At 65.4% G+C, this 21,259-nt stretch carries 18 protein-coding genes; 5 read left to right on the top strand and 13 right to left on the bottom strand.

What is annotated here, in order from left to right; all coding sequences use genetic code 11:
- Positions 1-74: 74 nt before the first annotated feature.
- A complete protein-coding gene (locus LRS11_RS06380; RefSeq protein WP_260496033.1) occupies positions 75-1,748 on the bottom strand; it encodes a bifunctional diguanylate cyclase/phosphodiesterase in 1,674 nt (557 codons plus the stop codon).
- A gap of 297 nt (positions 1,749-2,045) precedes the next feature.
- Here LRS11_RS06380 and rep point away from each other — a divergent pair, with 297 nt between their 5' ends.
- Together rep and LRS11_RS06370 are read left to right on the top strand one after the other, a co-directional pair.
- Complete coding sequence (rep, locus tag LRS11_RS06375; RefSeq protein WP_260496032.1) at positions 2,046-4,055, top strand: DNA helicase Rep; 2,010 nt, start codon at positions 2,046-2,048, stop codon at positions 4,053-4,055.
- Between the two features lie 71 nt (positions 4,056-4,126).
- A complete protein-coding gene (locus LRS11_RS06370) occupies positions 4,127-6,682 on the top strand; it encodes an SEL1-like repeat protein (protein ID WP_260496031.1) in 2,556 nt (851 codons plus the stop codon).
- 79 nt (positions 6,683-6,761) lie between these two features.
- On the opposite strand, the gene LRS11_RS06365 is transcribed toward LRS11_RS06370, so the two are convergent.
- From LRS11_RS06365 to LRS11_RS06330, 8 genes are all read right to left on the bottom strand, one after another.
- Positions 6,762-7,193, bottom strand: a complete 432-nt coding sequence (locus LRS11_RS06365; RefSeq protein WP_260496030.1) for a cytochrome c5 family protein — start codon at positions 7,191-7,193, stop codon at positions 6,762-6,764.
- 145 nt (positions 7,194-7,338) lie between these two features.
- Positions 7,339-7,887: a cupin domain-containing protein gene (locus LRS11_RS06360; RefSeq protein WP_260496029.1), complete on the bottom strand. Its 549-nt coding sequence runs from the start codon at positions 7,885-7,887 to the stop codon at positions 7,339-7,341.
- A gap of 105 nt (positions 7,888-7,992) precedes the next feature.
- Positions 7,993-9,066, bottom strand: a complete 1,074-nt coding sequence (gene alr / locus LRS11_RS06355) for an alanine racemase (protein ID WP_260496028.1) — start codon at positions 9,064-9,066, stop codon at positions 7,993-7,995.
- 58 nt (positions 9,067-9,124) lie between these two features.
- On the bottom strand, positions 9,125-9,475 hold the full coding sequence (locus LRS11_RS06350; protein WP_260496027.1) for a RidA family protein: 351 nt from the start codon (positions 9,473-9,475) through the stop codon (positions 9,125-9,127).
- Positions 9,450-10,748 carry a D-amino acid dehydrogenase gene (dadA, locus tag LRS11_RS06345; protein ID WP_260496026.1) on the bottom strand — a complete coding sequence of 433 codons (1,299 nt, stop codon included), beginning with the start codon at positions 10,746-10,748 and terminating at the stop codon, positions 9,450-9,452. Before dadA ends, LRS11_RS06350 begins: the two co-directional genes overlap by 26 nt.
- 241 nt (positions 10,749-10,989) lie before the next feature.
- The gene (locus LRS11_RS06340) at positions 10,990-11,334 is read right to left on the bottom strand and encodes a YdbL family protein (protein ID WP_260496025.1); all 345 of its coding nucleotides are present in this window, start codon (positions 11,332-11,334) and stop codon (positions 10,990-10,992) included.
- A 20-nt stretch (positions 11,335-11,354) separates the two neighbouring features.
- A complete protein-coding gene (locus LRS11_RS06335) occupies positions 11,355-11,546 on the bottom strand; it encodes a YnbE family lipoprotein (protein WP_260496024.1) in 192 nt (63 codons plus the stop codon).
- 2 nt (positions 11,547-11,548) lie between these two features.
- The gene (locus tag LRS11_RS06330; protein WP_260496023.1) at positions 11,549-13,771 is read right to left on the bottom strand and encodes a YdbH domain-containing protein; all 2,223 of its coding nucleotides are present in this window, start codon (positions 13,769-13,771) and stop codon (positions 11,549-11,551) included.
- Positions 13,772-13,925: 154 nt separating this feature from the next.
- Here LRS11_RS06330 and dadR point away from each other — a divergent pair, with 154 nt between their 5' ends.
- Complete coding sequence (gene dadR / locus LRS11_RS06325; RefSeq protein WP_173211121.1) at positions 13,926-14,414, top strand: transcriptional regulator DadR; 489 nt, start codon at positions 13,926-13,928, stop codon at positions 14,412-14,414.
- Positions 14,415-14,524: 110 nt separating this feature from the next.
- Here dadR and LRS11_RS06320 read toward each other — a convergent pair whose 3' ends face one another.
- Complete coding sequence (locus LRS11_RS06320) at positions 14,525-14,878, bottom strand: YkgJ family cysteine cluster protein (RefSeq protein WP_260496022.1); 354 nt, start codon at positions 14,876-14,878, stop codon at positions 14,525-14,527.
- Positions 14,879-15,053: 175 nt separating this feature from the next.
- On the opposite strand from LRS11_RS06320, the gene LRS11_RS06315 reads away from it, so the two are divergent.
- Positions 15,054-16,388: an FAD-binding oxidoreductase gene (locus LRS11_RS06315; RefSeq protein WP_260496021.1), complete on the top strand. Its 1,335-nt coding sequence runs from the start codon at positions 15,054-15,056 to the stop codon at positions 16,386-16,388.
- A gap of 116 nt (positions 16,389-16,504) precedes the next feature.
- Here LRS11_RS06315 and LRS11_RS06310 read toward each other — a convergent pair whose 3' ends face one another.
- Complete coding sequence (locus LRS11_RS06310; RefSeq protein WP_260496020.1) at positions 16,505-16,729, bottom strand: DUF1127 domain-containing protein; 225 nt, start codon at positions 16,727-16,729, stop codon at positions 16,505-16,507.
- A gap of 178 nt (positions 16,730-16,907) precedes the next feature.
- On the opposite strand from LRS11_RS06310, the gene LRS11_RS06305 reads away from it, so the two are divergent.
- Positions 16,908-18,335, top strand: coding sequence for a PLP-dependent aminotransferase family protein (locus LRS11_RS06305; RefSeq protein ID WP_260496019.1), 1,428 nt, complete (start codon positions 16,908-16,910; stop codon positions 18,333-18,335).
- Here LRS11_RS06305 and LRS11_RS06300 read toward each other — a convergent pair.
- Positions 18,332-19,483, bottom strand: a complete 1,152-nt coding sequence (locus LRS11_RS06300) for an MFS transporter (RefSeq protein ID WP_260496873.1) — start codon at positions 19,481-19,483, stop codon at positions 18,332-18,334. The two genes, LRS11_RS06305 and LRS11_RS06300, sit on opposite strands and share 4 nt — an antisense overlap.
- Positions 19,484-19,765: 282 nt before the next feature.
- A complete protein-coding gene (locus LRS11_RS06295) occupies positions 19,766-21,259 on the bottom strand; it encodes an aldehyde dehydrogenase (RefSeq protein ID WP_260496018.1) in 1,494 nt (497 codons plus the stop codon).

The raw sequence follows: 21,259 nt of genomic DNA, 5'->3' as shown, positions 1-21,259 counted from the left end.
CTTTCCCGGATGGCATCCGGGCTACGTATTGACCACAAACAGGCGCGCAACCGCTTCGCGAGCAGAGCTCGCTCCTACGAAGGCAGGCCAGACAGCAGCGGCTGACGCACGCCGAACACCAGGAAGCGCGCCAGGTCGGCCAGCGGCAGGGCCTTGCTGATCAGGTAGCCCTGCACCTGGTCGCAGCCGAACTGGCGCAGCAGGGCCAGCTGTTCGGCGTTTTCCACGCCTTCGGCGACCACTTCCAGATGGAGGTTGTGCGCCAGGTTGATCATCGCCCGCACCAGCTGGCGGTTCTCCGCGCGCTCGCCCATGCCACCGACGAAGCTCTTGTCGATCTTCAGCAGGGTGATCGGCAGGTTGTTCAGATGCACGAAGGAAGAGAAGCCGGTGCCGAAGTCGTCCAGCGAGAAGCGTACGCCGAGCCGGCCGAGGGCCTGCATGGTCTGCTGCACCTGGTCGCTGCGACGCATCACGGCGGTCTCGGTCAGCTCGAATTCGAGCCACTGGGCATCCACCCCGCGCTCCTCGATCAAACGCTGCAGGGTGGCCAGCAACTGGCTGTCCTGAAACTGGCGGAACGACAGGTTGACCGCCATGTGCAACGCCGGCAGCCCGCGCCCGCGCAGCCACTGCATGTCGCGCAGGGCACGGGAGATCACCCAGTAACCCAGCGGCACGATCAGCCCGCTTTCCTCGGCCAGCGGCACGAACTCGTCCGGGCCGAGCAGGCCGCGCTCGGCATGGCGCCAGCGCACCAGCGCCTCGATACCGACGATGCGCCCGCTCTGCAGGCACAGCCGCGGCTGGTAATGCAGCTCCAGCTCGTCGCGGCGCAAGGCGCGGCGCAGCTCGCTTTCCAGGTCGGCCAGGCTGCGCGCACCGCGGTTGATGCGCTCGTCGAAGACGTGAAAGGTGCAGCCCTGGGCCGCCTTGGCCTGCTGCATGGCGATATGCGCGTGCCACATCAGCGGGTCGGCGCCGGCATCCGCACGCGCATGGGCGATGCCCAGGCTGCAGCCGATCAGCAGACTCTCGCCATCCACCCAGTAGGGTTCGGCGAGGGCCTCGGTGATGCGTTCGGCGATCTTTTCCGCGCGCTGCGGATCGCGCCGGGTGTCGATCAGCAGGGCGAATTCGTCGCTGCCCAGACGCGCCACGCGGTCACCCGCCTCCAGCTGGCTCTTGAGCCGCGCCACCACCTGCAGGATCAGGCGGTCGCCGGCCTGGTGGCCGAGGGCGTCGTTGGCATGGCGGAAGTTATCCAGATCGAGATGGCCGAGGGCCAGGCCGCGACCATGGAACTCAGCCAGGTGCGCCGCCAGCAGGGTATGGAAGCCCAGGCGGTTGGCGATGCCAGTCAGCGGGTCCTGCTCGGCCAGGCGCTGCAAGGTGTTCTGCAGCTGGCTGCGTTCACGCGCATAGCGCAGGCAACGACGCAGCATGTCGACACTCAGGTTGTCGCGCACCAGCCAGTCGTAGACATCCTCAGGCGCCTGCTCGGGCTCGCTGTCGAGCAGCAGCACGATGGGCAGTGGGCAGTGGCCGGGTTCGGGCAGGCAGGCGGGGGTGGTCAGCAACAGGCCCGTAACGGGGTCGTCGAACAGGCTGCTGGCAGCCTCCCAGGTCGGCGCAGTAATCAGCGGGTAAGCGCTGCCCAACGCCTCCAGTCGACTGCGCAGCAGGGGGGCCCATTCCGGCTGTTCAGCCAGCAGGACCAGGCGCAAAGGTTCGACAAGCGCGGACAAACGACCTCCCCAGGTCAGAAGACAGACTTACCTCGTCTGCGTGCGCCGGACTCGGCGTCTCGTGTTTGCGCATCACTGTGCAGCTTTCTGCGCATCCTGCGGCAAAGGCATAGCAGGGGCAACCGCCAGCAATCGGAACAAACGTACTTGATCTTTAGAAATAGAGACTTAGCGCACACTATTGAAGCTTTTTATTGAGAGTGAAGCCCGGCCAGGCGGGTCATCGGGCAGCGGCCCGGCGCCGTGCCCGGCCTGCTAGAATGCGCGCCTGGTTTTCCCCTCGTTGATACCTTCGCCATGTCCCGACTCAATCCCCGGCAGCAAGAAGCCGTGAACTACGTCGGCGGTCCCCTTCTGGTGCTCGCCGGTGCAGGCTCCGGCAAGACCAGCGTGATCACGCGCAAGATCGCCCACCTGGTGCAGAAATGCGGCATCCAGGCCCGCCACATCGTCGCCATGACCTTCACCAACAAGGCCGCGCGCGAGATGAAGGAACGGGTCGGCACGCTGCTCAAGGGCGCCGAGGCGCGCGGCCTGACCGTGTCGACTTTCCACAACCTGGGCATGAACATCATCCGCAAGGAATACGCGGCGCTGGGCTACAAGCCGGGTTTCTCGATCTTCGACGACGGCGACATCAAGGCCCTGCTGACCGACATCATGCAGAAGGAATACGCCGGCGATGATGGCGCCGACGAGATCAAAAGCTACATCGACAGCTGGAAGAACGACCTGATCCTGCCCGAGGAGGCCCTGGCCAATTCCCGCGGGCCCAAGGAGCAGACCGCCGCCATCGTCTACCTGCATTACCAGCGCACGCTCAAGGCGTACAACGCGGTGGACTTCAACGACCTGATCCTGCTGCCGGTGAAGCTGTTCCAGGAGCACAAGGACATCCTGGAGAAGTGGCAGAACCGCATCCGCTACCTGCTGGTTGACGAATACCAGGACACCAACTCCAGCCAGTACCTGCTGGTGAAGCTGCTGGTGGGCATGCGCAACCAGATCACCGTAGTCGGCGACGATGACCAGTCGATCTACGCCTGGCGCGGCGCGCGCCCGGAAAACCTGATGCTGCTGAAAGAGGACTACCCGTCGCTGAAGGTGGTCATGCTGGAGCAGAACTACCGCTCCACCAGCCGCATCCTCAAATGCGCCAACACCCTGATCGCCAACAACCCTCACGCCTTCGAGAAGCAGCTTTGGTCGGAGATGGGCATGGGCGACGAGATCCGTGTGATCCGCACGCGCAACGAAGACGCCGAATGCGAGCGCGTGGCCCTGGAAATCCTCACCGAGCACCTGCGCACCGAGCGGCCGTACAGCGATTTCGCCATCCTCTATCGCGGCAACTACCAGGCCAAGCTGATGGAGCTGAAGCTGCAGCACCACCAGATTCCCTATCGCTTGAGCGGCGGCACCAGCTTCTTCGCCCGCCAGGAAGTGAAGGATTTGATGAGTTACTTCCGCCTGCTGGTCAACCCGGATGACGACAACGCCTTCCTGCGGGTGATCAACGTGCCGCGCCGCGAGATCGGCTCGACCACCCTGGAGAAGCTCGGCAACTACGCCACCGAGCGCAAGATCAGCATGTACGCCGCCAGCGACGAGATCGGCCTGGCCGAGCACCTCGACAATCGCTACACCGAGCGCCTGAGCCGCTTCAAACGCTACATGGACAAGATCCGCGAGCTGTGTGCCGGCACCGATCCGATCGGCGCCATCCGTAGCATGGTGATGGACATCGACTACGAGAGCTGGCTGCGGCAGAACGCCTCCAGCGACAAGGTCGCGGACGCGCGCATGGGCAACGTCTGGTTCCTGGTCGAGGCGCTGAAGAACACCCTCGACAAGGACGAAGAGGGCGACATGACTGTCGAGGACGCCATCGGCAAGCTGGTGTTGCGCGACATGTTGGAGCGCCAGCAGGAAGAGGAAGACGGCGCCGAGGGCGTGCAGATGATGACCATGCACGCCTCCAAGGGCCTGGAATTTCCCTCGGTGTACATCATCGGCTTCGAGGAGGAGATCCTCCCGCACCGCTCCAGCATCGAATCCGACACCATCGAGGAAGAACGGCGCCTGGCCTATGTCGGCATCACCCGCGCCAAGCGCAACCTGACGCTGACCTTCGCCGCCAAGCGCAAGCAGTACGGCGAGATCATCGACTGCTCGCCGAGCCGCTTCCTCGACGAGCTGCCGCCGGAAGACCTGGTCTGGGAAGGCCAGGAAGACGCGCCGGTGGAGGTCAAGGCCGCGCGCGGCAACGACGCTCTGGCCAATATGCGCGCCATGCTCAAGCGCTGACGGAGCGCACAGCCGCGCGACGGCGGCTTGGCTAGACTGCGCGCTTTCGCCGTATCGCAAGGAAGCGCGCCATGTCCCATCGCATGTACCTGTACAACAAGGCCGTCGTCGGCAGCGACGAAGACGACTGCCTGCCCCTGATGGAGTGGGGCTACGAACTGCCGCTGCTGTTGCAACCGCTGTTCAGCGCGGCGCCCTTCGTCGGCGCCAACTGCTACAACAGCCCCGGCAGCGAGGAAGGCCTGTACGCCGAGGCCAAAGCCGGCATCCAGGCCCTGCGCGATTTCTACGATTTCATCGAGCGCCACGCCGGCAGCTTGCTGGATGATGTCGAGGCCTTCCACACGGCCCGGCAGAAGATCTTCCAGCTGCTCGACAGCCGTGCCAACCACGCCTGGTTCCACCTGGATGCCTGGGACGTGTTCAACATGGCCGACGACGAGCGCCGCGAGCAGGCCGAGGCGCTGCTCGGCGAGATCGAACAAGCCAACGCCTGCATCCGCGAGGCCATCGCCTGCGACAACCCACTGCTGCTGGACAACTGCCCCGGCGTCGACGCGCCCTGGGCCGGCAGCTTCCGCGCCGTACTCAATCTGGACAACTACGACTACGGCTGGGAACCGCTCGGTTCGATGCTGCCGAGCCAGGACGAGGACGAACCGCAGATCTTCTGCGAGAACCAGCGCTATGGCCTGCGCGATGCCAGCGGCCAGGTGCTGATCGCGCCGCACTACCAGGCCTTCTTCGATTTCGACTGGCACAGCGGGTTGGCCTGCGTGCAGCACGACCAGCGTTTCGGCTATGTCGACCGCCAGGGTCGCGAAGTGATTGCCTGCCAGTTCGAGGACGCCTTCGACTTCGTCGGCGAGCATGCACTGATCACCGAAGGTGGGCGCTACGGCCTGATCGATCGCCAGGGTCGGGTGACGGTGCCCTGCCAGTTCGACGGCGGCGAGGCGCTGGATTACACCGGCGCCTACTGGAGCGTGCAGCAGGGCGAGCTCTGGGGGGCGATCGACCCCAGTGGCCGCTGGATGCTGCCGGCCCAGTACCAGCAGATCCACGCCTACGAGGGCTACTACAGCGTGAAACCGGCGCAGGGCCCGCAGCACCTGCTCACCACCCGCTTCCACGACCTTGGCGCCATCGGCCTGGACAACATCAACAGCGTCAGCCTGGTCGAAGGCGGCGAGGCCTATCTGATTCGCCGTCGCGAGGGTAAGCAGTGGCTGTGGCGTGCCCTCGACGAGCAGGGCCAGGCCCTGCTGCCCGGCGAGTACCAGGCACTCGACTACCTGCACGATATGCAGGCCTGGCGGGTGCACGACAACCGCCAGTACGGCCTCTATCGCCACCAGGACGAGCGCTGGCTGCTGCCCTGCACCTATGCCCGGATCGAGCTGCAGCAGGGCTGCCGGAGCGCCGACGGCAGCCACTATTGCCTGGTGCAGGAGCACAAGCGCTGGGGCCTGTACCGTGGCGGAGCTCAGCCCGGCTGGACAGTGGAACCGCGCTTCGAGCGCCTGGCGAACCTGCACGACGGCTATTTCAACGCCTGCCTGGAGGGCCGCTGGGGCATCCTCGACAGCCAGGGCCAGTGGCTGCGCGAGCCGCTCGACCAGGCAGCCGCCGAGCGCCGCTTCGTACAGAGCGATGAGCTGGCGCTGGTGTTCCACGCCGAGCAGGCCTGGCTCCTGCAGGAAGACGGCAGCTGCCAGCCACTGGCCGCCGAGCGCGCCCTGCAGATCGTCGACCGCTACGCCCAGTTCGGCCTCAGCGAGGTGCAGCAGGCTTGTCTGCACAACAGCGCGGGCGATCTCTGGCAAGCCCTGGACAGCCACCGCCGCGGCCTGGCTGCCCTGGAAGCACAGGACTACGAGAAGGCCCGCCCGCTGCTGCTGCGTGCGGTCGAGCTGGGTAACCATGATGCGCTCAACGACCTCGGCTGCCTGCTGGACAACGCCGACCAGAACCACGCCGGCGCCCTCGCCTATTTCCAGCGCGCCAGCGACGCCGGCTCGGCCCTGGCCGCCCGCAATCTGGGTGACTGCTACCGCCATGGCCGGGGTTGTGAGACCGACCTGATGCAGGCGCGTCACTACCTGCAGCTGGCTACCGAGCGCGGTCATCGTGCTGCCCACCTGGAGCTGGCCAGACTGCTGTTCGACCAGGAACCGCCGGTGGGCGATCCGGATCTGGCCCTGCAGCACTACCTGGAGGCCTGGCGCTTTGGTGGGCGTGACGAGAGCGCCAATCAGCTGGGCTGGCTCTACGAGCAACGCGAGGACTATGCCCAGGCCCAGCGCTATTACCAGCACGCCATCGGCCTCGGCAACAGCTACGCACACTGGCGGATGGGGCGCATGCACCTATACGGCCTGGGCTGCCCGACTAACCTGGACAAGGCCCGCGAACAGCTGCAGCTGGCCTGCGAAGCAGGCTTTGAATACGCCTACCTGACCCTGGCCGAACTGCTGTTGGACGATGAACACAGCCAGGAAGAGGCGCTCGCCTGGCTGCAGAAAGCCGTGACGGCCGAGGTACCAGAGGCCCGCGAACTGGCCGAAGAGCTGCTCCAGCAGCAGAAGAAACCCGGCCTGCTCAGCCGGTTATTCGGCAAGCAGTAAGACCTGCGTGCACGGCAGCCAGCAAAGTGCAGGCATAAAAAAACCGCCCGAGGGCGGTTTTTCTTGCGATACCGGTCTGTTACAGGCCGGACATCGTCTTGATGGCAGCCAGCAGCTCGTCATCCGAGCAGGTGGCGCAGGTGCCTTTCGGCGGCATGGCGTTGATACCGCTGATTGCATGCTTGAGCAGGCCATCGAGCCCACCGGCTGCACCAGCGCGAGTCTTCCAGGCACCGGCATCGCCAATACCTGGGGCACCCATGGCCGCTGCGGCAGCACCATGGCAGGCGCCACAATGGGCAGCGATCACGTCATCACCGCTGCGCGGGCCACTGCTGGCCGCTGCGCTGGCAACGGCACCAACACCTTTGCATTCTTCGCCCTGGACGCAGACTTCACCGACCGGCTTGAGGCGCTCGGCGATTTCGTCATTGGTCGCAGCCTGAGCGCTCACAGCCCACAGGGCCAATACGGCAGCTTGTGCCGCCAGCATCTTCTTGATCAGGTTCACGGTACACCCTCATTGTGGCTAGTCACGCTCGCGGCCACGGTTACGCGAGCCGGCGCAGTATAACGGTTAGGTCAGCCGGCCGGAACAACCCATGTTGTCGCAGGGGTATTAGGCTTGCGGCTCACACCGCAAGCCCTGTGCGCACTCAGAAGTTCGCTGGCGTGGTCGCACTGACCAGTCGCGCCGGGCGATCGTACGGATTGCGGAAGCGATGCGGCTTGGTGCTGTCGAAGTAGTAGCTGTCGCCCGGCTCGAGGACGAACACCTCGGCGCCAACGGTCAGCTCCAGACGCCCCTCAACCAGCATGCCGGCTTCTTCGCCGTCATGGTTGAGCATCTCGTCGCCGGTATCGGAGCCGGGCGGATAGGTCTCGTCGAGGAAGGTGATCGCGCGGCTGGGATGCGCCTTGCCGATCAGCTTCATGGTCACGGCGCCGCTGGAAAGATCGGTGAGTTCGTCGGCCCGGTACACCACCTGCGCCTGGTTATCCTGCTCCACGTCGAGGGAGAAGAATTCCACCAGCGACATGGGAATGCCGCCAAGCACCTTTTTCAACGAGCTGATCGAGGGGCTCACGCTGTTCTTCTCGATCATCGAAATGGTGCTATTGGTGACGCCCGCCCGCTTGGCGAGTTCACGCTGGGATAGGCCTTTGAGTTTGCGAATGGATTGCAGTCGAACACCGACGTCCAATGCTGGAGTCCTCCTTGAGGAGCAGATACGGAAAGTTGGCCGTATCATGGCAACAGTGTTCAGTATTTACAACAGCGTGTTTGCAAATCCTTCGCGGGCTGTCAACTAGCTCCCGGAATAGAGCCTCGGCACCCGTTTCAAGTTGCAGAACAGCTGGTAGGGAATGCTGCCCGCCGCCTGTGCCACGTCGCTGGCCAGTACATTGCGCCCCCACAGCTCGACCCGGCTGCCGAGCCCGGCCTGGGGCAGATCGGTGAGGTCGACGGTAAGCATGTCCATCGACACGCGACCGATCAGACGGGTCAGCTGGCCATCGACCATGACCGGCGTGCCGGTCGGTGCATGCCGCGGGTAACCGTCGGCATAGCCCATGGCGACCACGCCGACGCGGGTCGGCCGCTCGCTGACGAAGCGTGCACCGTAGCCCACAGGTTCGCCGGCCGGCAGCTCGCGCACACTGATGATTTTGGATTCCAAGGTCATCACCGGCTGCAAACGCGCAGCCAGTTCCTGGGCCTGTTCGAACGGGGTGGCGCCATACAGCATGATGCCGGGGCGCACCCAATCGCTGGGCACGCTCGGCCAGCCGAGGATAGCCGGCGAGTTGCGCAGGCTGACTTCCGCCTGCAGGCCGGCACGGGCCCACTCGAACACCTCCAGTTGTTCCGCACTGCGCGGGCAGTCCAGCTCGTCGGCGCGGGCGAAGTGGCTCATCAGCACCACCTTCGCCACCTTGCCACTGGCCAGCAGGCGCTGATGGGCATCGCGGTACTCGGCCGGATGCAGGCCGACCCGGTGCATGCCCGAATCCATTTTCAGCCAGACGGTCAGCGGCCGCTGCAGCGGCGTGCGCTCGATGGCCTCCAGTTGCCAGCTCGAATGCACCACGCACCACAGCGCATGCTGTTCGATCAACACCAGCTCGTCGGCATCGAAGAAGCCTTCCAGCAGCAGGATCGGCTGGGTGATCCCCGCTGCGCGCAGCTCCAGCGCCTCCTCGATGCAGGCCACGGCAAAACCGTCGGCTTCGCTCGCCAGGGCCTGGGCGCAGCGCACCGCGCCATGCCCGTAGGCATCGGCCTTGACCACCGCCAGGGCTTTCGCCCCGCTGACTTCGCGGGCCAGTTGGTAGTTGTTGCGCAGGGCTTGCAGATCGATCAGGGCACGGGCGGGACGCATGGCTGGAACTTCTTCAGATTAAAAAAAGCCCGGCGGGGGTGCCGGGCCAAAGGGATGTTCAGGATTGCGCGGCGATCACCATCATCTCGACCAGTACGCGCGGGTCGTACAGCTTGGCTTCGACGCAGGCGCGACCGGGGGCGGCGCCCTCGGCGACCCAGGCGTCGTAGACCTCATTCATGCCGGCATAGTCGGCCATGTCCTTGAGGTAGATGGTCACCGAGAGGATCTTGGCCTTGTCGCTGCCGGCTTCGGCGAGGAAACGGTCGATGTTGGCCAGGGTCTGGCGGGTCTGCTCACGGATATCGCCGGCGTAGTCGTCAGCCAGTTGGCCCGCCAGGTACACGGTGCCGTTATGGATGACGATTTCGCTGTAGCGCTTTTCAGTGCGCAGGCGCTGGATGGACATGCTTGTGGCTCTCCTTGGTGTTGCTGTAGCGGGAAATATCCAGGCCTTCGGCGCTGATCTGCGGGCGCTTGTTCGCCATCAGGTCGGCGAGGAAGCGACCGGAGCCGCAGGCCATGGTCCAGCCAAGGGTACCGTGTCCGGTGTTGAGGTACAGGTTGCGGAAGGCGGTGCCACCGACAATCGGCGTGCCGTCCGGGGTGGCCGGGCGCAGGCCGGTCCAGAATTCCGCCTGGCGCAGGTCACCGCCCTGCGGGTAGAGATCGGTGGTGATCATTTCCAGGGTGGCGCGGCGCTTGGGGTTGAGGCTCAGGTCGAAACCGGCGATCTCGGCCATGCCGCCGACGCGGATGCGGTTGTCGAAACGGGTGATGGCGACCTTGTAGGTCTCGTCGAGAATGGTCGACGCCGGGGCCATCGCCGGGTTGGTGATCGGCACGGTCAGCGAATAGCCCTTGAGCGGGTAGACCGGCGCACGCACACCCAGCGGCTTGAGCAGCTGCGGGCTGTAGCTGCCGAGGGCGAGTACATAGCGGTCGGCAGTTTCCAGCTTGCCGTCGACCCACACGCCATTGATACGGTCACCGGCATGGTCCAGGCGTTCGATGTTGCAGCCGAAGCGGAACTGCACGCCCAACGCCACGGCCATCTCCGCCAGCTTGGCGGTGAACATCTGGCAGTCGCCGGTCTGGTCGTTGGGTAGGCGCAGAGCGCCGGCCAGCTTGTGCTTGACCCCGGCCAGGGCCGGTTCAACGCGGGCAATCGCGTCGCGGTCGAGCAGCTCGTAGGGCACGCCGGAGGCTTCCAGCACGGCGATGTCCTTGGCCGCGTTGTCGACCTGGGCCTGGGTGCGGAACAGCTGGGTGGTGCCCAGCTGGCGACCTTCGTAGCTGATGCCGGTCTCGGCACGCAGCTCGTCGAGGCAGTCGCGGCTGTACTCGGACAGGCGCACCATGCGCTCCTTGTTCACCGCGTAGCGGCTGGCAGTGCAGTTGCGCAGCATCTGCGCCATCCACAGGTACTGGTCGATATCGGCGGTGGCCTTGATCGCCAGCGGTGCGTGCTGCTGCAGCAGCCACTTGATGGCTTTCAGCGGCACGCCCGGAGCGGCCCAGGGCGAGGCGTAGCCGGGGGAGACCTGCCCGGCATTGGCGAAGCTGGTTTCCAGGGCCGGGCCGTTCTGGCGGTCGACCACCACCACTTCGAAGCCGGCACGAGCCAGGTAATAGGCGCTGGCGGTACCGATCACACCGCTGCCAAGAACCAGAACACGCATGATTGTCTCCCTCGTCGCGAGCTTTCGCTGGCGTTTGTTTTACTGAGCACGATTGAGCGCAGTATAGGAAGACAACAGCAGTGTTATTCACTGTTTAGAAGGGCTTATTTGGCGATAATTTCCGGCAAATAAGCCTTTTACGGAGAGCCAGACAACCACCTAATGGGGCTTGGCGATAAAACAGCAGGTAAAACTCGCGCAGCGGAATAATTGACAGAGCCCGACGAGCGCCCGTCCCGGGCTACTTGAGCAGCCACTTGCCGTTGAGCTGGATGTACTGCCCGGAGGGGGTCTTCTCCAGCGCCTTCTGCCCGGCCAGGGCTTCCACATCGCCCAGCTGCAATCCGTTGTCCTTGGCCAGGCGCTGGTATTCGGCCTGGCGTGCCTGGTTGATCAACTTGGCGATCTCCTCGGCCGAGCCACCGGGGCTGACCACGCCGAGGTAGCCGTCGGGTTGTTCGCCCAACTGGCCGCTGCTCTTGGCCGAACCGAGGGCGCTCATCGCCTCGTTGAGATTCATCGCCAGGGCCGGCAGGCTGAGGCTCAGGGCCAGCAGGCCGCAGGCCAGGGTGCGTTGCAGCTTCATGAATGGCTCCTTGCAGTGGCTCAGAACAGGCCGCTGTCTTCGTTGATGATCGAGTCCAGGGCCTTGTCGACCTTGATGTAGATCTCGTGCTCGATCTTCACGTTGAGGTTGATGTTGATCGGCTCGCTGGGCATCGCCAGCTGCACCGTGGGGGTGCAGGCGGTGCTCAGGCCGGCGAGCAACGGGATGACCAGCAGGGCGCGCAGGCGCATGGTCAGTTCTCCTTCTGCGGATCATTGCGTTGCCGCAGGCGTTGCTGCACACGCTGGCGGATGGTTTCGCTCACCCGGTCGGTGAGCTGCAGACTGGTCAGCAAGGCCGGGATGTCCTCTTGCAGATTGACGTTGAGGTTGATCGGCCGGCCCTTCTCCACATCCGGGTTGCGCCCTTGCAGGCGCAGCGCCAGTTGCAACTTGCCGTCGGCAGCATAGCTGACGGCACTGTCGAGCAATTCGAAGTGGAAATTGTCGAGGGCATCCACCACCAGCTGCATACCGGGATTGCTGCGGCCCAGGGCACGGATCTTCTCCGAGCGGAACTGCAGGTAACCCGGCGCCTGGGCAGCCATCTGACCCTGTTCGATGCGCAGGCCGGCGGCGTCCAGCAGCAGCGGCAGCTCACCGCGCAAACTGCCGCGCCCGGCCAACCCCTCTGCAGGGTAGACCCGGAAAATCTCCTCCAGTTGCACATCCTTGAACTGCAATTGCAGGCGCTGGCTAGGCTGGGCCAGGTCCACCTGCCCGGCGGGCAGCCAGGCCAGGCCCTGCAGCAGTGCGGCCTGCGCCGTCTGCCAGGACAGCTGGCCCTGCAACAGCTGACCCAGACGGGCGACGTAGCGGCCCTGCAGCTGCAACGGGCCAACCGACACGCCGGAGTTGAGCTGCTGCAAGCTCAGTTGCGGCAGCTCCAGACTCAGTTGGTCGCCGCGCAGTTGCGCCTTCAGCTCGCCATCCAGTCCCGTCAGCTCGCTGCGGTCGTAGATCCCGGCGAGCCCCTGAAACTGCAGGGCCAGATCCAGCAGCAGCGGCGCGCCGAGCGGCAACTGCAGGCTGGCCTGGCCGAGCAGGCGGCCGTTGCCGATCTGCAGCAGCTCCGGCCAGGCGCGAAAGGTCTGGCTCAAAGGATTACCGGCGCGAAAGAACAGCTCGGCCAGCTCGGCGGACAGCTGCAGCGCGCCTTGGGCGTCGCGCTCACCCTCGACGCTCAGGCTGAGCCCTGCGGCATTGCTCAAGGCGCCCTGCAAGCGTTGCTGCTGCGCACTGGCCTGCAGCTGACCGCTGAACTGCCAGGCCTGGGGCAGCAGCTCGGCCTGTTCCAGCTTGCTCACGCTCAGCTGCAGCGGGCCGCTCAGGCTCGGGCTGCCACCCAGTTGCAGGGACAGCCCGGCCAGCTTGGCCTGCAGCTGTTGCACGCGCAGATCGGCGGCGAGCTGCAGGCGCTTGGCCTGCAGGCTGGACGAAGGCAGCAGGCTGACCTGCAACTGCTGCTCGGCAAGTTTTCCGTCCACCTTGAGCGTCAGCGCCAGGCCTTCGGCGCGCAGGTTCTGGTACTCCAGCAGCGGGCTTTGCAGCTGCAGCGCAGCGCTGAAGGTACCGCTGGCGCCGCGCAAGCGCTGCCTATCGAGCAGGCTCGCGCCGGGGGCCAAAGCCAGCTGCCAGCTGGCCTGCAGGCGCAAAGACGCCTGGGTATCGAGCAGGCGCTGGTCGGTGGTCTGCCATTGCTGCAGCCAGACGAACAGGCCGCGGCTATCGGCCAGCTGCACCAGCTCCAGCTCGCCTTGCCAGTGACTGACGGCGGCTTCCTCGCGCAATGCGCTGCGCAGCGTCAGCAACGGTTGGCGGTCGAGCTGGGCATCGGCGCGCAACTGCCACTGGCCCTCGCGCTGCTCCAGGTGCGCCTGCAGCTCGAGGCTGCGCGCGCCCGTCTGCAGCTGCAGGCGCAACTCGGCCGGCTGTTGCAGGGCGCCGCCATGCTGCAGTTGCAGGCTGCCGAGCAGCACGCAGCGGCCGGTGGCACAGGGTAATTCCAGACTCAGTTGGTCGACTGTCAGCTGTCGTGGCAGCCAGGCCAGGCTGTCGAGCAGCGCCTGCGGATCAGCGTCTGCCGCGCTCTCGCCCTGCCCGGCCTGCCAGCTCAGTTGCAGCGCCTGGCTGCGCAGTTCGGGCAGATACAGGCGCTGCTGCAGCCGTTGCGGCCAGGCCAGTTGCAGGGCGCTGGCGCTTACCTGCACACGGCTACCGTCGCTGCCGTCACGCACCAGCAACAGGCTGTCCACCTGCAGCCCCGCGCCCGACAGCTGCAGGCCCTGCCAGTCCAGCTGACTGATGCCCTGCGCCGCCAGCAGCCAGCGCCAGGCCAGCCACAGCAGCGCCACCAGCAACAGCAGTGCCAGCAGCAATCTGCCCAGCAGGCGACGTCCCTTGTGGCGCGACGGCATGGTGCAAACCTCGACGAAATCCTTTGTCACTCAGGGTGGCGGCCACCCCCGACAAGATCAAGGCGTTTCGCCTGGCCAGTGTTTTCCGCTGGGTTCGTCGCTATATTTGCCGACGAATACTGGAACCTTCGCGGCTTTCACAGAGATATCCCCCATGAGAACCCAACACCAAAGCCGGCGCGAGCTGGACAAGATCGACCGGAATATCCTGCGCATTCTGCAGGAGGACGGCCGCATCAGCTTCACCGAGCTGGGCGAGCGGGTCGGCCTGTCGACCACCCCCTGCACCGAGCGCGTACGCCGCCTGGAGCGCGAAGGGATCATCATGGGCTACCACGCCCGCCTCAACCCACAGCAGCTCAAGGCCAGCCTGCTGGTGTTCGTCGAGATCAGCCTGGACTACAAGTCCGGCGACACCTTCGAGGACTTCCGCCGCGCCGTGCTCAAGCTGCCGCACGTACTGGAGTGCCACCTGGTCAGCGGCGACTTCGACTACCTGGTGAAGGCGCGGATCAATGAGATGGCCAGCTACCGCAAGCTGCTCGGCGACATCCTGCTCAAGCTGCCGCATGTGCGCGAATCGAAGTCCTACATCGTCATGGAAGAGGTGAAGGAGAGCCTGAGTCTGCCGGTGCCGGAGTGAGGTGGCAGGGCTGTTAGCAGGGCGGTGGATAAGCAAAGCGTTATCCACCCTACAAAGTCTGCGAGTTCGCGTAGGGTGGAAAACCGCGCAGCGTTTTCCACCGCCGATCCTCACACCAGGCGCTGGCGGGTGCTGGCGATCAGCTGGTGTACCTGGCGCTCGACCGCCGGCTCGATCGGCGTTTCCGGCCCCTGGCCACGCGGGCAGGGCAAGGTCGGCGTGGTACCGAACAGCCGGCAGATCAGCGGACGCTGGTCATACACCGTGCAGCCCTGCGGGCCGAGGTGCACGCAGTTGAACTCGGCCAGCGCGGCATCGTGCGCGGCATCGCTTTTCACCGGCAGGCGCGCCAGTTCCTCGGACGAGGCCGTCACCGGGCCACAGCAATCGTGGCAGCCGGGCACGCAGGCGAAAGACGGGATCTGCCGGCGCAGGTGATCGATCTTGCGGTTGGTACAGCTCATCGGCAGCGCTCGGCAAAAGACCCGCGCATATTAACCGCCCGCCCCTGCCCTGCGCCGCCGAGCGACGACCGGCTACAGGGAAAAACAGTTTTTACCGCCACCCCTCTTGGCTAGCGGCGAGTCCCGCGCTTATCCTGCGTCAAATTTTAACAACACCTCAAACAGGATTTCGCACATGAACGCCCGCGTTCACCAGCCGCAACAGCCAGCCGTGCACAGTGACCAGCACGCATCCTCCTATTACGCCGCCACTGCCAACCAGCAGCTGGCCTACCCGCCGCTGGCGGGTGAGGAGCTGGCTGATGTGTGCATTGTCGGTGGCGGGTTCTCCGGCCTGAATACCGCCATCGAGCTGGCCCAGAAGGGCTTCTCGGTGGTGCTCGTGGAGGCGCACCAGATCGGCTGGGGCGCCAGCGGGCGCAATGGCGGACAGCTGATCCGCGGCGTCGGCCACGGCGTCGAGCAGTTCGCTTCGGTGATCGGCCAGGAAGGCGTGCGCAATCTGAAGCTGATGGGCCTGGAAGCAGTGGAAATCGTCCGCCGCCGGGTCGAGCAGTACAACATCAACTGCGACCTGACCTGGGGTTACTGCGACCTGGCCAACAAGCCGGCGCACCTGGACGACTTCGCCGAAGACAAGGCCGAGCTGGAAAGCCTCGGCTACCGCCACGAGCTGCGCCTGCTGCAGCCCGAGCAGATGCACCAGGTGGTCGGTTCCGACCGCTACGCCGGCGGCATGATCGACATGGGCTCCGGCCATCTGCACCCGCTCAACCTGGCCCTGGGCGAGGCGGCCGCCGCCGCATCGCTCGGCGTCAGACTGTTCGAACACTCGGCGGTCACCCGCATCGACTATGGCCCGCAAGTGACGGTGCACACCGCCAGCGGCCAAGTGCGCGCCAAGACCCTGGTGCTGGCCTGCAACGCCTACCTCAACGGCCTCAACGACAAGATCGGCGGCAAGGTACTGCCAGCCGGCAGCTACGTGATCGCCACCGAACCGCTGTCGCCGGCCCAGGCGCGCAACCTGATCCCGCAGAACATGGCGCTGTGCGACCAGCGCGTGACGGTGGACTACTTCCGCCTGTCCGCCGACAACCGCCTGCTGTTCGGCGGCGCCTGCCACTATTCGGGCCGCGACCCGGCGGATATCGCCGCCTATATGCGACCGAAGATGCTGCAGGTGTTCCCGCACCTGAAAGACGTGAAGATCGACTACCAGTGGGGCGGCATGATCGGCATCGGCGCCAACCGCCTGCCGCAGATCGGCCGGCTCAAGGATCAGCCCAACGTGTTCTACGCCCAGGCCTACGCCGGCCACGGCGTGAACGCCACCCACCTGGCCGGCCAGCTGCTCGCCGAAGCAATCAGTGGCCAACAGGGCGGCGGCTTCGAACTGTTCGACAAGGTGCCGCACATGACCTTCCCCGGTGGCAAGCACCTGCGCTCTCCGCTGCTGGCGCTGGGTATGGCCTGGTATCGGCTGAAAGAAGCGGTCGGCCTGGTCTAAGCGCTGCACGCCCTGGCACTTCGTAGGAACGAGCTCTGCTCGCGAAGCTTTGCGCTGTTGGCTTCGCGAGCAGAGCTCGCTCCTACAGCAACTCTCAGTTGCCTTTGAGCAGGCTCTTAGCGCAGCAACTGCCAGAACGGCCGGGTCGCTTCCTTGCGCGCCTGCTCGGCGGTCAGGCCGATATCGGCCAACTGACGGGCATCCAGTTGCAGCAACTGGCGGCGCGTATGCAGGCGCCGGCAGAACAGCTGCCAACGACTGCGCACCTCGCGCAGCGGCAGACGCCCGCTCTGCTCCTCACGCTCACGCACACCCACATACAGATCGCTCAATTCGCGCATGACCCTGTCCTCCGCAGCCTGGTCCGCCCTTGGGAGACCATGATCGGCGTTCGAGACATGGCAATACAGATTCAAAATGACAGTTTTAACTACATACAGAAAGCCATCACAGGCAACTGAATGGTCTATTCTTGCCTCATCTGTATTGTCTGACCTGCAGCGCAGGAGCCCATTTGTCATGACGCTCTACATGAACCTGGCCGAACTGCTCGGCACCCGCATCGAGCAGGGCCTGTACCGCCCCGGCGACCGCCTGCCCTCGGTGCGCGCCCTCAGCCAGGAGCACGGTGTGAGCCTGAGTACCGTGCAGCAGGCCTACCGCCAGCTGGAGGACGACGGCCTGGTGGAGCCGCGGCCGAAGTCCGGCTACTTCGTGCCGCAGGCCAGGCTGCGCCCGGCATTGCCGATGGTCAGCCGCGCCGCCCAGCGTCCGGTGGAAGTATCGCAGTGGGACCAGGTGCTGGAACTGATCAGCAACCCGCCCGGCGGCGAGCTGGTACAGCTCGGTCGCGGCATCCCGGATATCGCCGCGCCGACCCTCAAACCGCTGCTGCGCTCGTTGTCGCGCCTGAGCCGCCGCCAGGGCATCCGCGAGCTGAGTTATGGCAGCGTGCTGGGCGACCCCGGCCTGCGCGAACAGGTGTCGCGCCTGGTGCTGGATTCCGGCTGCCAGATCCCGCTCGAAGACATCGTCATCACCACCGGCTGCCACGAGGCGCTGTCCACGGCGATCCGCGCCGTCTGCGAGCCGGGCGACATCGTCGCGGTGGACTCGCCGAGCTTCCACGGCGTGATGCAGGCGCTCAAGGGTTTCGGCATGAAGGCCCTGGAGCTGCCCACCGACCCGCTCACCGGGATCAGCCTGGAGGCCCTCGAACTGGCCCTGGAGCAGTGGCCGATCAAGGCCATCCAGCTCACCCCGAGCTGCAACAACCCGCTCGGCTACATCATGCCGGAGGCCAACAAACGCGCCCTGCTAACCCTGGCCCAGCGCTACGACGTGGCGATCATCGAGGACGATATCTACGGCGAGCTGGCCTACAAGTACCCGCGCCCGCGCACCATCAAGTCGTTCGACGAAGACGGCCGCGTGCTGCTCTGCAGTTCCTTCTCCAAGACCCTGGCGCCGGGCCTGCGCATCGGCTGGATCGCCCCCGGACGCTACCTGCAGCGGGTGCTGCACATGAAGTACATGAGCACCGGCATGAGCGCCCAGCTACCGCAACTGGCGCTGGCCGAGTTCATCGCCGGCGGCCACTACGAGCCGCACCTGCGGCGCATGCGCAGCCAGTACGCGCGCGGCCGCGAGCTGATGACCGACTGGGTCAGCCAATACTTCCCGCCAGGCACGCGGGCCAGCCAGCCGCAGGGTGGCTTCATGCTCTGGGTCGAGCTGGAGGCGGGTTTCGACAGTCAGCGCCTGAACCGCCTGCTGCTGCCACACCAGGTGCAGATCGCCCCCGGCAGCATCTTTTCCGCCGCCGGCAAGTACCGCAACTGCCTGCGCATGAACTTCTCGACCACCAACAGCAGCCTGATCGAGCAGGCCGTGCGCACGGTCGGCGAGACAGCCTGCACGCTGCAGGCCGAGTTGGCCGGCGCCTAGTCGCCGGTTAGGGTTTGCGGGGCGCGGAACGCCGCGCGCTGCCAGGCCAGGTAGACGAACAGCGCCGCACCGGCGGCCATCAGCAGGGGCAGTGCATGGCCGCTCAGCCACTGGCTGGCGGCACCGGTGGACAGCGGCCCGAGCAGGCAGCCGACACCCCAGAGCAGGGCGATGTGGGCATTGGCGCGGACCAGCGCATCGTCGCGGTAGAACTGCCCGACCAGGATCAGCGACAGGGTGTAGAGGCCACCGGCCGATGCCCCGAACAACACCAGCAACGGCCAGATCAGCGGCGTGTGAAGCAGTGGCGGGATAGCCAGGCTGGACAGCAGTAACACCACGCCACAGATGCGGAACAGCAACTCGCGCGGCACCCGGTCGGCCAGCAGGCCGATCGGCAACTGCAACAGGGCATCGCCAACCACCACCACGCTGGCCATCAGCAGCGCGGTTTGCTGATCGAAGCCTTCACGCAGCAGGTACACCGGCAGCAGGGTCAGCACCATGGCCTCGAAGGCGGCAAACAGCACCACCGCCCAGGCAATCGCCGGCAGCTTGCGGCAGAACACCAGCAACCCGCGCCCGGCGGCGCTGTGCGCGTCGACCCTGGGTGCGCCGCTGTGGCCGAACAGCACGCTGCAGCCGGCCACCAGCAGCCCGGCAGACAGCCAGAAGCCCAGATCGCCCTCACTGCCGATCAGGGTCAGCAGCAGCGGACCAGACAGTTGGCTGAGAGCGAAGCCGGTGCCATACAGCGCCACCAGGCGCCCACGCAGGCGTTCTTCGACCAGCTGGTTGATCCAGCTCTCGCCGAGGACGAAGACCACGGTCAGGGAAACACCAATCAGCAAGCGCAATAGCAGCCACAGCGGGTAACTGGGCAACAGTGCCAGCAGGCCGACCGACACCGCACTGGCCAGCAGGCACAGTTGCAGGGTGCGCGGCGTACCCAGCCAGCCGGCCAGGCGCCCGGTCAGGCGAGCGCCCAGCAGTACGCCGATGGCCGGCATGCCCGCCATCACACCGATGGCGAACGGCCCATAGCCCCAGCTTTCCAGGCGCAACGAGACCAGTGGCAGAGTCACGCCCAGGGCCAGGCCAACGATGATCACCGCCGAGCTGACGGCGAAATAGGTACCCCAACGCATAGCCATGTCCTTTCCATTGTCTGGCCGCGAAAAAGCAAACGGCCGGGTTTCCTAAGAAACCCGGCCGCAGGTGTGGCTCACAAGGAGCCGGCCCCGAAGGGCGGACCTTTCAACTTAGAGCTCGGCCCTACCTCGACCGAGCCCAACACCGGAAAAGATCTTCTGGGCTAAGGCCAGACAAGGCGCCCCGCAGCTTTTAAGCGCAGCGTACTGCAGTACGTGAGCATTAAAAGCGAGGACGCAACGCCGTATGGCCGACGACCAGGAGATCGTCCTGCGTACTTACAGCTTGATCCAGGTGGCTTTCAGCTCGGTGTACTTGTCGAAGGCGTGCAGCGACTTGTCGCGGCCGTTGCCGGACTGCTTGAAGCCGCCGAACGGCGCGGTCATGTCACCCATGTCGTACTGGTTGATCCACACGCTACCGGCACGCAGGGCCTTGGCCACCAGGTGGGCCTTGGACAGGTTGCTGGTCCAGATGCCGGCGGCCAGGCCGTAGATGCTGTCGTTGGCGATGGCCACGGCTTCTTCGGTGCTGTCGAAGCCGATCACCGCCAGTACCGGGCCGAAGATCTCTTCCTTGGCGATGCGCATGGCGTTGTTCACGCCGTCGAAGATGGTCGGCTGCACATAGGTGCCGCCGGTTTCTTCCAGCACGCGCTGACCGCCGGCGACCAGCTTGGCGCCGTCGTCATGGCCGGCCTGGATGTAGGCCAGCACGTTGTTCAGCTGGGTGGTATCGACCAGGGCGCCGACGTTGGTCGCCGGGTCCAGCGGGTTGCCCGGTTTCCAGGCCTTGATCGCCTCGACCACCAGCGGCACGAACTTGTCCTTGATCGAGTTTTCCACCAGCAGGCGCGAGCCGGCGGTGCAGACTTCGCCCTGGTTGAAGGCGATGGCACCGGCGGCACCTTCGGCGGCAGCCTGCAGGTCAGGCGCATCGGCGAAGACGATGTTCGGGCTCTTGCCGCCAGCTTCCAGCCAGACGCGCTTCATGTTCGACTCGCCGGCGTAGACCATCAGTTGCTTGGCGATCTTGGTCGAACCGGTGAACACCAGGGTGTCGACGTCCATGTGCAGGGCCAGGGCCTTGCCCACAGTGTGACCGAAGCCCGGCAGGACGTTGAATACACCGGCCGGGATACCAGCCTCGATGGCCAGCTGGGCGATACGGATACCGGTCAGCGGCGACTTCTCGGACGGCTTGAGGATTACCGAGTTACCGGTGGACAGCGCCGGGCCGAGCTTCCAGCAGGTCATCAGTAGCGGGAAGTTCCACGGCACGATGGCGGCGACCACGCCGATCGGCTCGCGCGTGACCAGGCCCAGCTCGTTGTGCGGGGTGGCCGCCACTTCGTCATAGATCTTGTCGATCGCTTCGCCGCTCCAGCGGATGGCGCGCGAGGCGGCCGGCACGTCGATGCTCAGCGAGTCGCTGATCGGCTTGCCCATGTCCAGGGTTTCCAGCAGGGCCAGCTCTTCTGCGTGGGCGTCGATCAGGTCGGCGAAGCGGATCATCACTTCCTTGCGCGCCACCGGACTCATGCGCGACCACACACCGGACTCGAAGGTGGCGCGCGCATCCTTGACCGCCAACTCGGCGTCGGCCAGGTCGCAGCTGGCAATCAGGCCGAGCAGACGGCCGTCGACCGGGCTGATGCACTCGAAGGTGGCAGCGGCAACAGCTTCGGTGTATTCGCCGTGGATGAAGGCGCGGCCTTCGATCTGCAGGCTCTTGGCGCGCTGTTCCCAGTCGGCACGAGTCAGGGTAGTCAT

The sequence above is a fragment of the Pseudomonas sp. J452 genome (assembly GCF_024666525.1).
GTDB lineage: Bacteria > Pseudomonadota > Gammaproteobacteria > Pseudomonadales > Pseudomonadaceae > Aquipseudomonas.
This window is presented reverse-complemented; position numbering and strand designations above follow the sequence as displayed.